The organism is Rhizobium sp. 11_C7_N12_5 (assembly GCF_051811145.1).
In the GTDB taxonomy this organism is placed as follows: Bacteria; Pseudomonadota; Alphaproteobacteria; order Rhizobiales; family Rhizobiaceae; genus Rhizobium; species Rhizobium lusitanum.
In genome coordinates this window covers 1,090,854-1,105,235 of the sequence record NZ_JBPWPY010000002.1, presented here as the reverse complement: position 1 = coordinate 1,105,235, position 14,382 = coordinate 1,090,854, and the positions used below count along the sequence as shown (strand labels likewise).

General features: G+C 59.0%; 13 protein-coding genes. 4 read left to right on the top strand and 9 right to left on the bottom strand.

What is annotated here, in order from left to right; translation table 11 throughout:
- The first annotated feature begins 189 nt into the window (after window positions 1–189).
- Together AB8B29_RS24185 and AB8B29_RS24180 are read left to right on the top strand one after the other, a co-directional pair.
- Window positions 190–1,023, top strand: a complete 834-nt coding sequence (locus AB8B29_RS24185) for a universal stress protein (protein WP_113119631.1) — start codon at window positions 190–192, stop codon at window positions 1,021–1,023.
- Between the two features lie 81 nt (window positions 1,024–1,104).
- Window positions 1,105–1,545, top strand: coding sequence for a hypothetical protein (locus AB8B29_RS24180; protein WP_113119630.1), 441 nt, complete (start codon window positions 1,105–1,107; stop codon window positions 1,543–1,545).
- Between the two features lie 27 nt (window positions 1,546–1,572).
- Here AB8B29_RS24180 and AB8B29_RS24175 read toward each other — a convergent pair whose 3' ends face one another.
- Window positions 1,573–2,298 (bottom strand): response regulator, encoded by a 726-nt coding sequence (locus AB8B29_RS24175; RefSeq protein ID WP_113119629.1) that lies wholly within the window; start codon window positions 2,296–2,298, stop codon window positions 1,573–1,575.
- A gap of 247 nt (window positions 2,299–2,545) precedes the next feature.
- On the opposite strand from AB8B29_RS24175, the gene AB8B29_RS24170 reads away from it, so the two are divergent.
- Together AB8B29_RS24170 and AB8B29_RS24165 are read left to right on the top strand one after the other, a co-directional pair.
- On the top strand, window positions 2,546–3,199 hold the full coding sequence (locus AB8B29_RS24170; RefSeq protein WP_244655222.1) for a Crp/Fnr family transcriptional regulator: 654 nt from the start codon (window positions 2,546–2,548) through the stop codon (window positions 3,197–3,199).
- A gap of 21 nt (window positions 3,200–3,220) precedes the next feature.
- The gene (locus AB8B29_RS24165) at window positions 3,221–5,140 is read left to right on the top strand and encodes a PAS domain S-box protein (RefSeq protein WP_439006741.1); all 1,920 of its coding nucleotides are present in this window, start codon (window positions 3,221–3,223) and stop codon (window positions 5,138–5,140) included.
- Window positions 5,141–5,159: 19 nt separating this feature from the next.
- Here the strand turns inward: AB8B29_RS24165 and hemN are convergent, their stop codons facing one another.
- The 8 genes from hemN to AB8B29_RS24125 all read right to left on the bottom strand — a co-directional run bounded on the left by hemN (window position 5,160) and on the right by AB8B29_RS24125 (window position 14,211).
- The gene (gene hemN, locus AB8B29_RS24160) at window positions 5,160–6,506 is read right to left on the bottom strand and encodes an oxygen-independent coproporphyrinogen III oxidase (protein WP_439006740.1); all 1,347 of its coding nucleotides are present in this window, start codon (window positions 6,504–6,506) and stop codon (window positions 5,160–5,162) included.
- Window positions 6,507–6,583: 77 nt separating this feature from the next.
- Window positions 6,584–6,697, bottom strand: coding sequence for a cytochrome bd-I oxidase subunit CydX (gene cydX, locus AB8B29_RS24155; RefSeq protein ID WP_037201400.1), 114 nt, complete (start codon window positions 6,695–6,697; stop codon window positions 6,584–6,586).
- Window positions 6,698–6,715: 18 nt separating this feature from the next.
- A complete protein-coding gene (gene cydB, locus AB8B29_RS24150) occupies window positions 6,716–7,870 on the bottom strand; it encodes a cytochrome d ubiquinol oxidase subunit II (RefSeq protein ID WP_439006739.1) in 1,155 nt (384 codons plus the stop codon).
- Between the two features lie 6 nt (window positions 7,871–7,876).
- Window positions 7,877–9,478, bottom strand: a complete 1,602-nt coding sequence (locus AB8B29_RS24145) for a cytochrome ubiquinol oxidase subunit I (RefSeq protein WP_145676395.1) — start codon at window positions 9,476–9,478, stop codon at window positions 7,877–7,879.
- An 81-nt stretch (window positions 9,479–9,559) separates the two neighbouring features.
- Complete coding sequence (gene cydC, locus AB8B29_RS24140) at window positions 9,560–11,248, bottom strand: thiol reductant ABC exporter subunit CydC (RefSeq protein ID WP_113084982.1); 1,689 nt, start codon at window positions 11,246–11,248, stop codon at window positions 9,560–9,562.
- The gene (gene cydD / locus AB8B29_RS24135) at window positions 11,245–13,011 is read right to left on the bottom strand and encodes a thiol reductant ABC exporter subunit CydD (RefSeq protein ID WP_113084991.1); all 1,767 of its coding nucleotides are present in this window, start codon (window positions 13,009–13,011) and stop codon (window positions 11,245–11,247) included. The genes cydC and cydD overlap by 4 nt, the downstream gene beginning before the upstream one ends.
- Before the next feature lie 4 nt (window positions 13,012–13,015).
- Window positions 13,016–13,225: a hypothetical protein gene (locus AB8B29_RS24130; RefSeq protein ID WP_047640904.1), complete on the bottom strand. Its 210-nt coding sequence runs from the start codon at window positions 13,223–13,225 to the stop codon at window positions 13,016–13,018.
- Window positions 13,226–13,497: 272 nt separating this feature from the next.
- Window positions 13,498–14,211, bottom strand: coding sequence for a CBS domain-containing protein (locus AB8B29_RS24125; RefSeq protein WP_113119557.1), 714 nt, complete (start codon window positions 14,209–14,211; stop codon window positions 13,498–13,500).
- Window positions 14,212–14,382: the final 171 nt, after the last annotated feature.

Below are 14,382 nucleotides of genomic sequence, written 5' to 3'. Positions count from 1 at the left end.
CCTGGAGCGTGTCGCCTGAGGATCAGGATCGTCTCTACGATAGGACGAGGTCATTGGCTTTGACCCAAATCAAGCTGTTCAATGGTCGCGATTTCTCCTTGATCTTCAATCTTGACCAAGATCAACGCGGACTTCGTTCCGTTGCTTAAACTCACACCAATCCAACAAGTTCAAACAGGAGGTGTGACCATGCAAGCCAAGACCATTTTGAGTATCATCGGCGTCAATCAAAACGACGACGATCTACACTCCGCAATCGAATTGTGCCGGGAGTCGAAGGCGCATCTCTCGGTGCTGGTGACAGCACTTGCTGCTCCACCGATCGGCGGCTACGGCGAAGTGACCTCGACAGCCTGGATCGAGGAGCGCGAGCGCGAGACGGAACAGCTCAGCCTAAAGGTGGCTGCTGCCAAGACGATACTGCAATCGGACGACATTTCGTTTGATGTGGCCAGTGTCTTTACGGAATACGGGTGGGCGGAAAACGAAATCGGAGAACGGGCGCGTTATGTCGATCTGACGTTGATCGGCGGCGGCCTTCTGGCCCAGGACGATATGAGGCGCGAAATTTTGAACGGCGCACTGTTTCAGTCGCCGGCCCCGATCCTCGTCGTACCCAAAGGACATGCGGCCTCGCTGCGCCCAAAAACGGTGCTGATTGCCTGGGATTCGCGTAACGAAGCAAGTCAGGCCGTCCGCGCTGCGATGGAGCAGCTGACCGCAGCCGACAATGTGAGCGTTGCGATTGTCGATCCCCATGCATCGACCCACAGTAGCGGCGAAGAACCGGGCGCGGATGTCGCTGCTTTCCTTGCGCGGCATGGAGTTCGGGTATCAGTCAATGTTTTAGCTAGCGGTGGCCGAGCCGTCGCCGACGTCCTGCGACAGCATGCGACAGATATTGGCGCCGATCTAATCGTCATGGGTGCCTACGGACATTCACGCGTGCGGGAGTGGATTTTTGGGGGGGTAACGCGCTCCATGCTGGAACAGACAGCTGTTCCCCTGATGATGACACGATGACATCCAATCGTTGTGCGGTCGCTTCGATATGGCGTGGCCGCTTGCTTTCATTCTTAGAAGGGACTTAGAAGGGGGAGAGGGATGGCTGGCATCTATGTTATTGCCGCGCTGCGGCCGGATCAGATTGTGCGGGCCTATCCTCTCATCCAGGCAGCAGTCCCAACCCTTGGTATGGTGGCGTGGCAGCGGATGGCATCAGATGCCATCCGCCGCGAGGAAATCCTCGTCGCGGTCAACCCTCGAGGCTATATTCAAGGCTTGAGCATCTATAGGCACAGCGACCACCCTGTCGTCGGTCCGTTGCTTGATGTCATCTTTCTGATAGTCACAAGTGCTGCCGATGAACGTGGCCTTGCGCGAACCCTGTTTGCCAGCATTCGTTCGCGAGCCAAGGAACTGAGGTGCGCGCAGATTCGATTCTGGAACCAGGATGCAGGGAATTGGGAGCAAATGCACGATGAGGAGCAGTTCCAGCGGCTGGATCATGGCCTGATGATGTTGTCTGGCGACAAAGATCCTTGAAGCTTCCTCTACTGCAACTCAGGTCGCTTACACCTTGCCGGTGAAGACGTAGCCAACACCGCGTACCGATTTGATCAGCTGTGGATGTGTGGGATCCGTTTCGATTTTCTTGCGCAATCGCGCAATCTGGGCATCGATCGTCCGGTCGTACACTTCCAGATTCCGGCCACGCGTCAGCTCCATCAAAAACTCACGGTTGAGCACTCGTCCAGCGTGGCGCGCAAATACAACCAGTATATCGAATTCACCTGTGGTCAATTCGATTTCGCTCCTGTCCGCCGACAGAAGTTGGCGCTTGCTGATGTCGAGCTGCCAGCCTTCGAAACGGATGACGTCGCCCGCATCGCTCTCCGGTTTTTTTATCGCCGGCTGGCGACGGCGAAGGATAGCTTTCAGGCGAGCATGCACTTCCCGAAGATGGAAGGGCTTGGCGATATAATCGTCAGCTCCGACCTCAATCCCGACGATCCTGTCGACCACATCATCGCGGCCCGTCAGCATCATGATTGGAACGTCCGACTGTCCACGAATTTCACGAGCAAGATCCAGCCCGTCTTCCCCGCCGGGAAGAACCCAGTCGAGCAGAATGATATCAAAATTCTGCTGCCTCAGGCTGGCTCGCATTTCTGCGCCGTTCGAAACCGCGCTTACGACATATCCCTCGTCCCCGAAATACCGTGTCAGCATCTGTCGGATGCGCGCATCGTCATCTACGACCAGAACATGTTCGCGTCGCTGTTGATCCGAGGCCATTGCAAAGGTTCCAGTTGAAGGGGCTTCGACCCTGTGACAATCCGTTACAAAATTGCACCATCTCTAACACGCGCGGCATTCGGCTGTCACTCGGAACACGTCAATCTACCCGGCATCAGAACAACTTTTGAGAGGGATCGTCATGTTGTCGGCAAATCACGCAGAACAGGCTCTGAATTATAGCGACGTTGTCGTTGCTTTTGATAAAGAGCCGGCGTGTCTTCAGGCGTTGTTCTGGAAACAACCAATGGAACAGCTCGATGCCGGTAGAACGTTGTTTTTTGAAGGTGACCAGGCAAAGCACCTTTTTGAGCTGGTCGAGGGTGTTTTGCGTATTTTCAAGATCATGGCGGATGGCAGACGTGTCATCACCGGCTTTCTGTATCCAGGCGATCTTGTCGGTGTGTCGCTCAGAAACCATTATCTCTATAGCGCTGAAGCCGTGACGCCAACCAGGCTGCGCCGCTTCTCCCGCAAGGCCTTCGAGGAAACAGTCAATGGCTCGCCAGAGTTGAGGCCGCAGCTTCTTGCACGTCTTTGCGACGAAATGGCGGCGGCGCAAGATCAAATGGTGCTGTTATCGTGCAAGAATGCCGAAGAGCGGCTTTGCAGCTTCTTGCTGCAACAGCTTCAGCGTAAGCGTGAGCAGGACTGCTCGAGCAACGTCGTCGATCTTCCGATGACCCGCCTCGATATCGCCGATTATCTCGGCCTTACGATCGAAACAGTCTCCAGGACCATGACGAAGCTGACAAACAAGGGTATCGTCGGTCCTGCGGGCCGCCATTCGGTCTGCATTATAAAGGTAAGTACACTTGCACATCTGGCAGGAGAGGGCGATGAATACCACGGCAGTAGTTCGTCCGTCATTTCCTTGGACAATGCGCGGCGACGCCACTAACGAATTGCAAATGGAACAACTATGAACGACCAGCCGTCACAACTTCGGGTCGCCGAAAGCAGATTGGACGAGATCACCCAGATTCTCGATAGTGCAAATATTGTGGTTCACGGGTTCGACGGCGTCATCAGCAGATGGACTACGGGATGCGAGCGGCTTTACGGGTGGACCCGACAGGAAGCAATCGGCCGAGTGGTTCATGACTTGCTGTCAACGATCTTCCCCGAACCGCTCAATACCATACGCGACAAGATCGTTCAGCAGGCTGACTGGCAGGGAGAACTCATTCATCACCACAAGGACGGCAGGCCCATTGTTGTGACCAGCCGGTGGGTTGCGGCGTCCACCGTCGATCCGGCACGGCAGGTGATTGTCCAGACAAACAACGACATAAGCGACCTCAAGCAGATTCAAGCAGATCTGGCAGAGCGGGAAGCGCACCTCCGCTCGATCCTTGCCACGGTGCCCGAATCAATGATCGTCATTGACGAAGCGGGATCGATTGCATCCTTCAGCGCCGCGGCGGAGAAACTGTTTGGGTATGCCGCCGAAGAAGTCTACGGCGAAAATGTTCGTATGCTGATGCCCTCACCGGATCGTGAGGCACATGACGGCTATCTCTCACACTATCTGAGGACCGGCGAGCGGCGCATCATTGGTTATGGTCGTGTCGTCAGCGGGCGACGCAAAGACGGTACGGTCTTTCCAATGGAACTGTCGGTCGGTGAGGCGATCACCAACGGCAAGCGCATCTTTACCGGCTTTGTGCGTGATCTGACGAGCCGTCACAAGATCGAAGAAGAACTGCGGCAGTCGCAAAAGATGGAAGCCGTCGGCCAATTGACGGGCGGGCTGGCACATGACTTCAACAATCTACTCACCGTCATCAGCGGCAACCTGGAAATGATCGAAGCAAGGCTGCAGGATACAAAGCTACTCTCGTTGGTTTCTGAAGCGCAAGCAGCAGCCGAGGATGGCGCGAAGCTCACGGCTCAACTCCTCGCCTTTGGTCGCCGCCAGCCGCTCAACCCGAAGCTTATGGATGTCGGCAAGTTCATATCCAGCTTCTCTGATCTATTGCGGCGTACGCTGGGGGAAGCGATCGAATTGCGAACCGTTGTTACCGGTTCCGTGAATGAAGCGCTTGTTGACGGCTCGCAACTGCAGAATGCTCTTCTCAATCTGGCAATCAATGCACGCGATGCGATGCCGCGCGGTGGCCTCCTGACGATCGAGATTTCACGCCTTCGGCTCGATGCCGATTATGCGCGGATGTATCCCGAAGTCCGGAGCGGCGAATATGTGCTGATCGCGGTGACCGATACCGGCGTTGGTATGTCGAGCGAGACGAAGAAGCGAGCGTTCGAGCCATTCTTTACGACAAAGGGAATGGGCGCCGGCACCGGGCTTGGCCTCAGCATGGTCTATGGTTTTGCCAAGCAATCAGGAGGACTCGTCCAACTCTACAGTGAGATCGACCAAGGGACGAGCGTTCGCATCTTTCTGCCGGCGCAGAAGGCGCCAGCGGGAATCGAACCGGATCGCGTCGATGAGGACAAGAAACCCAATATTCCAAAAGGCTTCGAACGCATCCTCGTCGTCGAAGACGACGAGCGCGTTCGCCGCGTCACAGTCTCCCGGCTTCTCGATGCCGGCTACAGGGTCATCGAGGCGACCAATGGAACCGAGGCACTTGCGCTCTTTCAGGAGAACCCGGACATCGCTCTGCTCTTCACCGATGTCGTGATGCCGGGCGGCATGGCTGGTGACGAACTGGCACACAAGGTCCGAACATTGCGGCCCGAAATCAAAGTCCTGTTCACTTCAGGGTATGCCGAGCCCACGATCGCCGGTCGCGAATTAGCGGAAGCCGGCAGCTGGTTGAAAAAGCCTTATACCGCCCGCGAGCTTGCTGTCCGTCTGCGTGAACTTCTCGATTAATCTGTCTCTTTCAAAGGCGTCAAACGGCGGTGCTGTGGCGCGCCTTGTTGGTCGGCAGATAGCGATCGAAGCGGGAAGCAATCGTGCGAACGAAGGGTCGCGCTGCCGATTTCACCAGGAATAGATCGCCGTCAAAGTCGATCATGTCTTTCTCCTCGGCGGTGATCGCTGCGGCTTCGATTTGCAAATCGTCGACCTGGCTTCCGAAGGTTCGCCTCAGATCGGCGATGGAGAAGGAAAAATTACACATTAGGCTCTCAATCAGTTTGCCTATGATCCGGTCGGAGGGCGAAAGGGCAAAGCCGCGACTGGTCGCTAGCGCGCCGGCTCTGACTCGGCGGATATAATCGCCAACAGAGACCGCATTCTGGACGTAGCCTTGCGGCAGGTTTCCGATGGAAGATGCTCCGAGCCCGATCAGCGTCTCAGCTTCGTCCGTCGTGTATCCCTGAAAGTTGCGTCGCATCTTTCCCGTAGCCGCCGCCGCCGAAAGATTGTCGTTCTCGTCGGCGAAATGATCGATACCGAGCGGGATGTAGCCGGCTTCCGCCAATTGAGCAGCACCAAAGCTTGCCATGTCGAACCGCTCGGCCAGACCAGGAAGGGTATTTTGATCGATGAGGCTCTGGTGTTTTTTCATCCAGGGAACATGCGCATAGCCGAAGAGCGCAATACGGTTCGGCCGCATCGACACGGCAAGATCGATAGTTCGACGCAGCGTCTCCGTCGTTTGAAGCGGCAGGCCGTAGAGAATATCGAGATTGATCGAGCCCACGCCCACGTCGCGCAATGCTTCCACGACCACGCGCGTCTGTTCGAAGCTTTGCAGCCGATTGATTGCCCTTTGAACGTCGGAATCGAAATCTTGAACGCCAAGGCTCGCCCGCGTCATGCCGAAACGATGCCAGGCTTCGAGTTTGTCGGGCGTCGCATTGCGCGGGTCGATCTCGACGCTGATCTCACAATCAGGATCGATGTCGAAAGCGCTATCGAGTTTCCTACGAAGACTGTCGATGTCGTCAGGCTCGATCACGGTGGGCGAGCCGCCACCGAAATGGATGGCGCTCACATGCCGCCGGCCCGGAAGGGCCTTCGCTGCGAGCGCTATCTCCGCCCCTAGTGCGTCCAGATAATCGGCGATGGGATCGTAGCGCCGTACCTGCTTGGTATGGCAGCCACAAAACCAACAGAGCCGGTCGCAAAAGGGCACATGCAGGTAAAGCGAAACGGGTTTGTGCGGATCCGTTTCGCCAAGCCATCTGGCGTAGCTCACATGGTCAATGCCGTCGTGGAAATGCGGCGCCGTGGGATAACTGGTGTAGCGCGGTACGGGTTGAGCGTAACGAATAAGCGAACTGGTGCGCACGGGAAAAACGTCTTTCAATAGATCTGGGGAGTGATTGGTCGGCACGCGGCCGGGTACTGTGCCCGGCCGCGTGCGCCTTATCCGTGCTTGTTGTTCGTCGCTTGATCGTCGACGAGTTCATACCACATGGCATTGAGGACAGCGAAAGCGGCGGCCAGAGGAAAGCCGAGAAGCCAGGCGAAGTACCACATGCGGAATCTCCTTGAAGGTTAGTAGGCGTGACCGCCCTTGTCGTTCACCGTCCGGGCGTCGACCTTGCCCCACAGCACCCGATAGACCCAGGTGGTGTAGAAAAGGATGATCGGAAGAAAGATCAGCGTCGCGGCCAGCATGACGAATAGCGTCATATGGCTTGACGACGCGTCCCAGACCGTGAGGCTGGAGCGTGGATCGAGCGAAGAGGGCAGGAGGAAGGGAAACATCGAGACACCGACTGTCGAGATGATGCCGAAGATGGCGAGCTTGCTGAACAGCAGTGGAGCAAGTTCGCGGCGGGCCAGCATGGCAAGCAGGGCGGCGACGGCACCAATGAAGCCGATTATCGGAGAGGCCATCATCCAAGGATGGCTGCCGTAATTTGCGAACCAGGCACCGGCACTATGATCGACAGTCTTCAAAAGCGGATTGGACGGACCGATCGGATTGATCTGGCTGGTAATGCTATAGCCGTCGACGCCATACCAGAGAGCAAGGCCGCCAAGGGCAAACAACACGATCGTTACGAGCGCTGCCAGACTGCCGTAACGGCGTGCTCTTTCTGCGACATCGCCGCTCGTCTTTAGTTGCAGCCACGCGGCGCCATGCATCGTGAGCATGGAGACCGAGAGAAGGCCGCAGAGCAGCGCATAAGGGTTCAGAAGTGCGAAGAACGACCCTTCATAGTAGATGCGCATGTCGTCATCGAAGCGGAAGGGCACGCCCTGCAGCACGTTGCCGACCGCCACGCCGAAGATCAGCGAGGGAACGAAGCCGCCGATGAACAGCGCCCAGTCCCAACCGGCCTTCCAGCGGGCGCTTTCGCGCTTCGACCGGTATTTAAAGGCGACCGGCCGCAGGATCAACGCAAACAGAATGGCGAACATGGCAAGATAGAAGCCGGAGAAGGACACCGCATAGAGCGGCGGCCAGGCGGCGAAGATGGCGCCGCCTCCAAGCAGCAGCCAGACCTGGTTGCCTTCCCAGGTCGGGCCGATCGAGTTGATGGCAATGCGCCGCTCCGTATCCGTCCTGGCGACGAAGGGAAGAAGCGTGCCGACGCCGAGGTCGAAACCGTCGGTCACGGCAAAGCCGATCAGCAAGACGCCGAGGAGCAGCCACCAGATGATGCGCAGGGTCTCGTAGTCGATTAATTCATGAAGGATCATGGCAGGTTACTCCGCAGCGGGAATGAGGGTTTGGGAGATGAGGCCGGCTTCCTGCTCGTCGTCCGCTTCCGGACCCTTGCGAATGCCCTTCACCATCAGGCTCATTTCGACGACGATCAGCGCAGTGTAGATCGCCGCGAAGCCGAGGATGGTCAGAAGCACGGTGCCGGCGCCGAGATTGGAGACGGCAGCAGCCGTCGGCAGCACGCCTTCGATGATCCATGGCTGGCGGCCGAATTCGGCAACCACCCAGCCCAATTCGATGGCGACCCAGGGCAGCGGGATGGCGAAGACGGCAATCCGCAGCAGCAGCGGATAGCGGTCGAGCTTGCGCCGGGCCGACAGCCAGAAGAACACCGTCATCAGCAGGATGAAGAACATGCCGAGACCGACCATGATGCGGAAGGACCAGAACAGCGTCGGCACATGCGGAATGGTGTCACGAGCCGCCTGCGCGATCTGCGCGTCAGTCGCCTGCCGGGGATCGTCGACATAGCGCTTCAAGAGCAGCGCATAGCCGAGCTGATGACCGATATCCGCGAAGGAGGAACGTGCCTGCTCGGCGGCCGGGTCCTGTACTGCCGTACCGGCGGCCACCGGCTTTGCCGCGCGGATCTTCATCAGCGCGTCATAGGCCTTGATGCCGTCGCGGATGCGGGTCTCCGCTTGCTTCTCGAGCGTGTCGATGCCGGAGATCTCCGTCGTCAGCGATCGCGTGCCGATCAGGCCCATGACCCAGGGAATATGCACGGCATAATGGGTCTCGCGCGCCTCCTGGTCCGGAAAACCGAAGGCGGTGAAGGCAGCCGGCGCCGGCTCGGTCGTCCACATGCCCTCGATCGCCGCGAGCTTCATCTTCTGATGCTCGGTCGTCAGATAACCGCTCTCGTCGCCAAGCACGACCACCGACAGTGCCGAGGCGAGGCCGAAGGAGGCCGCGACCGTCATCGAGCGCTTGGCGATCTCGATATGCCGGCCTTTCAGCATGTACCAGGCCGAGACGCCAAGCACGAAGACCGAGGCACAGACGTAGCCTGCCGAAACGGTGTGGACGAATTTCGCCTGGGCGACCGGATTGAAGACGACATCGAAGAAGCTGGTGATCTCCATGCGCATGGTCTGCGGATTGAGCGCCGAACCCACAGGGTTCTGCATCCAGCCATTGGCGATCAGGATCCACAGTGCCGAGAAGTTCGAGCCGAGCGCGACAGCCCAGGTCGCCACCAGATGGCCGACCTTCGACAGCTTGTCCCAGCCGAAGAAGAACAGGCCGACAAAGGTCGCTTCCAGGAAGAAGGCCATCAGGCCTTCGATCGCCAGCGGTGCCCCGAAAATATCGCCGACATAATAGCTGTAGTAACTCCAGTTCATGCCGAACTGGAATTCCATGACGATGCCTGTGGCGACACCGAGCACGAAATTGATGCCGAACAGTGTCCCCCAGAACTTCGTCATCTGCCGCCAGATCTGCCGGCCGGTCATGACATAAGTCGTTTCCATGATGGCAAGCAGCACGGACAGGCCGAGTGTCAGCGGCACGAACAAGAAGTGATACAGCGCCGTCATGGCAAACTGCAGACGCGATAGCGCCACGATATCAAGTTCCATAGTCTTTCTCCAACGCCTCAAAGGGTGGTTGATGCACCTTGGCCTCGAACGGCCTCGGTTATGATTGATCGATCAGACGTCTCAGTCCTGCCTCAGCCGGGCGAGCGCTGCGTCGAATTTGGGTTCTCCTCGCCGCGCGGTCGCGACGATGCGGCCGTTGTCGAGAACGACGATCCGGTCGGCGATCTCTGCTTCACGGCGAATATGGGTGGCGATTACGAGCGACCGGCCGCAACCGTGACCGGCAAGGCGCCGCATGACATCCCGTCCGGTTTCGCGGTCGAGACCTTCGGTCGGCTCATCGAGCAGCCAGAGTTTGGCGCCGCGCAGGAACAGACGGGCAAGCGCCAGGCGACGGGATTGTCCGCCGGACAGACCAAGGCCGCCTTCACCCAGGCGCGTGTCGATGCCTTTCCGCAGGGCCAGTGCATCTTCAAGGAGGCCGGCATCCGCAAGCGCGGTGTAGAGCATCTCGTCGTTTGCATCCGGAGCAGCAAGACGCAAGTTATCTCGCAGACTGTCTTGGAACAGCTCCGTGCGCTGGGTCAGCATCGCGGCCGTTACGGTTTCGACCGTGCCTCTTTCGGTGGCGAGTTCGCCGGCGAGAATGGCAAAGAGGGTTGATTTTCCGGCTCCGCTCGGGCCGATCACTGCGAGATGCTCGCCCAATGCCAGAGAAAGCGTGATATCCTCAAGCGAAGCCATCGCCGCTCCGTCATATCGGGCGGAGACACCGGAGACCCGGACGGCCAGGCCTTCTGGCGGCATCAGATGTGCAGGGGGGTGAGCGGTCTGTACCAGGCGAGGTGAAAGGCGGCGGGCGGCAAGCACGGTACGGCCGAGTTCCAGCGCCCCACGGCGCAGTGCTGCAAAGGGTTCGAGCGCCGCGAGGGCAATCAGCAGGCCGAGTGCGGCAACCGGTGCACCGATAATGCCGCGTTCGGCCAGCGAGGTGACTATCAGCAAACTGCCGGACAGCAGCGCTGCGGAGGCAAGGCCAAACCCCACTGTTACTCCGCTTTCGATCCGGTTCAGTCTGTCGTCTGCCTCGCGCAGGCGGCGATCGGCGGCAGCGATCGCTGAGCATTGGGCCTGCAATCTCCCGGCCATGACGAGTTCGGTCTGTCCGGCGACGAGATCGACCGCGCGCGAGCGCAGCGCCTCGATCGCATGTGCGCGCCGCCGCGCCGGTTTTAGTGCCAAGCGTCCCGCAATGATTGGAATGCACAGACCGGCAGCGAGCAACCACAGGCCGGCGAGCAGACCGAACGGAACCGACAGAAGCATCAGCGCGATGCTGACCGCCAGGCCCGAGACGATAGCGACAGCGGCCGGCACCAGGACACGCAAATAGAGGGAATCGAGCGCATCGATATCCGCCGTCAACCGAAAAAGCAGCTTGGCTGGCCTGCGCATCAACATCGTTGCCGCATTGGGTGCCGCCCAGCCGCGAAAAAGATTTTCGCGCAGCGCGGCAAGGACGCCGAGCGTCGCATCATGGGTGGTCAGCCGTTCGCCATAGCGCGCAGCGGTGCGAAGGATCGCCAGTAGCCTGATGCCCGCCGATGGAGCAAAGACATCGAAGGTGATGGCTGTCGCCGTCAGGCCAGCGAGCGAAGCCGCCGTGATGAACCAGCCCGAGAGCCCGAGGAGTGCGATGCCGGCGAATACGGTCAGGGCTGACAAGAGTGCGCCGAGAAGCAATGCGCGCCCGCGCGCTGCCAGGAAAAGGCGAAAGACGGGATAGAGGGCGGAGAATGTCGATGTCATGCCGCTTCCTCCCGGGCCGATGCGTCAATATGGATGATCCGGTCCATCCTTGCGGCCAGAGCCGGATCATGGGTGGCAACAACAAGCGTCCGTCCATGCGCAACGGCCAACAATGCGTCGGTGACATCGCGCGCGGTTTCTGCGTCGAGATGAGCGGTCGGCTCGTCCGCGAGGATGATGTCGGCATGCGGGGTCGCGGCAGCGCGGGCAATCGCCAGCCGTAGGGCCTCGCCTCCGGACAGCCCCGCCCCACCTTCGCCGATCGGCGCCCCGCCGCGCTGAATTGCGATCCGCCGGAGAGAGGCAAGATCGATTGCTTGTTGTACGTCATATGGACTGACTTCGGGGCGGCCGAGCGTGACGTTGCTGTTCATCGTGCCGGCAAAAATATGCGGCCGTTGCCCGATCCAGGCCATCCGGGCGCGCAGTGTCGCGGCGGAATCGTCATCAAGCCGCTCTGCGCCGACATGGATCGTACCGCTCTGCGGAGGGGCCAGACCCGCGATCAACGACAGCATCGTTGTCTTGCCCGCACCGCTTGCTCCCAGGAGCGCCACGTGTTCGCCAGCTGCGATTGCAAGGCTGAGATCATCAAAAACAGGCGCAAGGTCGGGACGATGCCGGAAACAAAGGCCACGGATGTTGATTGTCGGCAATGGACGATCTCGGCCGGTTTCCATCGCCTTCTCGTCGCGCCAGCCCGACATAACCATACCAGTACCGGACAGTGCGTCGAGCGCCTCCAGCGCCGCTTCTCCGGCCGCCCGGTCGTGCCAGACTGCCGACAGTTCGCGCAACGGCTCGAAGAAGCTCGGAGCCAGCAAGAGAATGAATAGGCCCTGGGTCAGGCTCAACCGGCCGGACCATGTGCCGACATCGATCGCGCCGAGCAGGCTGAAGCCGACATATACGGCCACTGCGGCAACGCCCAGCGCGGCGAAAAGCTCCAGTACCGCGGAGGATAGAAAGGCAATTTTGAGCACAGCCATGGTTCTTATTCTGAGCTGTTCGGCATCGGCCCGCAGCCGCAAGGCGGTACGGTCGACAGCGCCGAGTGCGCGAATGGTGGCAAGCCCGCGCAGCCGGTCGAGCAGAAAGGCATTGAGCCCGCCGGTCTCAGTCAGTTGTTTCTCGCTCGCCGCCTTGGCGCGCCAACCGATCAAGGCCATGAACACCGGGATTAAAGGCGCCGTGAAGAGCAGAATAAATGCGGCTATCCAGGAAACCGGCGCAACGCAGATAAGAATGACAAGTGGTACCGCACTCGCCTTCAGCTTTGCGGGACGGAAGCGGGCAAGGTAGGGCACGATGGTTTCGGCCTGCTCGGCGATGAGACTGGCGGCAAATCCGGATGCCGCACGGTTACTGTCCAATGGTGAGCGGGCGGCAAGGGCTGTCGCCGCAACGTTGCGCCGAAGGGTTAGTTCGATGCGCGCTGCTTTAAAGGCCAAACGTCCGCCGAGCGCGTCCAGCCCAGCGCGGAGTGCGCCAAGAAGAAAGATGAGGAGGGCCGGTATCGCCATGGCGGGTATGCTATGTCTGTCGGCGATCACACCTATCCCGCTGGCAAGCAAGGCAGCCTGGGGAATCCAGAGAAGGGCTGACAGGGTCTGCACGAGCGCAGCCAGTGATAGCTTGGCGGGAACTATCCTTCGCGATGGGACCTCCGTAGATCCCGATCGGGTCGAGACTTTGGCGACCTCGGTATCAGGCTCTTGTCCGGCTTCCGGTATTGCTCCTAGGTCGAAGAAAGCGCTGGTCATCACCTTACCCCTTGTCGGTGGGTGTGTTGTTCGTGCGCCTCCGGCTGAGCGAAACCATGGGTTTGTTCAGCTCCTCGACAAGTCCGAAATGAGGAATGAAGGATTGGACGAAAGGCGGAGGCATCGCGGTGATTGCCATTGCTGCCTTGCCTTCCGCCGGTTCAGAAGACCGGGCATTTCGTTCGAAAGCTTTGGCGAATGTGATGTCACTCATGCGTCGGTCCAGGCCGTTTGCGTATTGGTCTTGACGTTTTCTAGTTTGCCTGAGCGGACCTCGCTTTGACTTAGGTCAACCTCGAGAATTATGGGAGAGATAGGCCTTGCCACGCGCGCCCACCATTGCCGCAAGATCCCAGTCGTCACGAACAAATAGGTTCTGGTCGCGCTAGGCGCCCGAATAGCGACTAAACGGTCGGGACGGGGTTCGAACCAATCGATCGCCACCCGCCCCGCCGTCCTCCCTTACGCCGATAGAGATTGCACTGTTCAGACTGTTTCAGTCGGCGCCGGCATTGCAACGCCAAGATAGGGGTCGATCCATGCGATCTGATCGGTAACAGACTTGACGCCTGGCACGTTCTCCGCCGCAACCTTGGCAGCCAGTCGTTCTCGTTCGTCGAAGATACTACCGGATAGTTCGACAACGCCGTTCTGAACGCTCACCTTTATGAAGCCATTCTGGCTCCAGCTCTGATGCGACAGTTCCGCAATGACCGCCTCGGCGATCTGATCGTCGCTGGCCTGCGCCTTCTCCTTTGGCAGCATGTTGGCCAATGCCCTTAACAGATCCGATCGGCAGACGATGCCGATCACTTTGCCTTGTACGACGACGGGCAATCGCTTGATCCCATGCTTCTCCATCAGACCGACGGCATCGGTGAGCGCGGCTTTGGGGGCAATAGTGACAACTTCCGACGTCATCACTTCTCCAACGCTACGGCCATGCGAAAGAACATACTCATCAGCAAGCTTGCCGGGGCTGGTCAGAAACTCGAGCAGCCAGGATCGCTTGCGCTCCGTCTGCAATTCCCCGCGGCGAAGGAAATCGCCTTCGCTGACAATGCCGACAAGCTGTCCGCCGGCATCGACGACCGGAAGACCGCTGACGTGACGGTCGAGCATAATTGTGGCCGCGTCCACGACAGATGTCTTGGGGCTTACGGTGATAGCTGGCGCGTTCATGATTTCTTGAATGAGCATAGTCGTCTCCGGGCGATTATTTGGCTTGTGGTTGCCGATAGGGGTGGTCGTTCTATGCCGAGAAAGTTATGGCGTGCAGGATGGCTATGCTTTGATCGACATCAAATGAGCAGGATTAGTTGAGGTCATTGGCAAGCTTTGTTTGCGCGACAACCGACCGCTTGCTTGAAA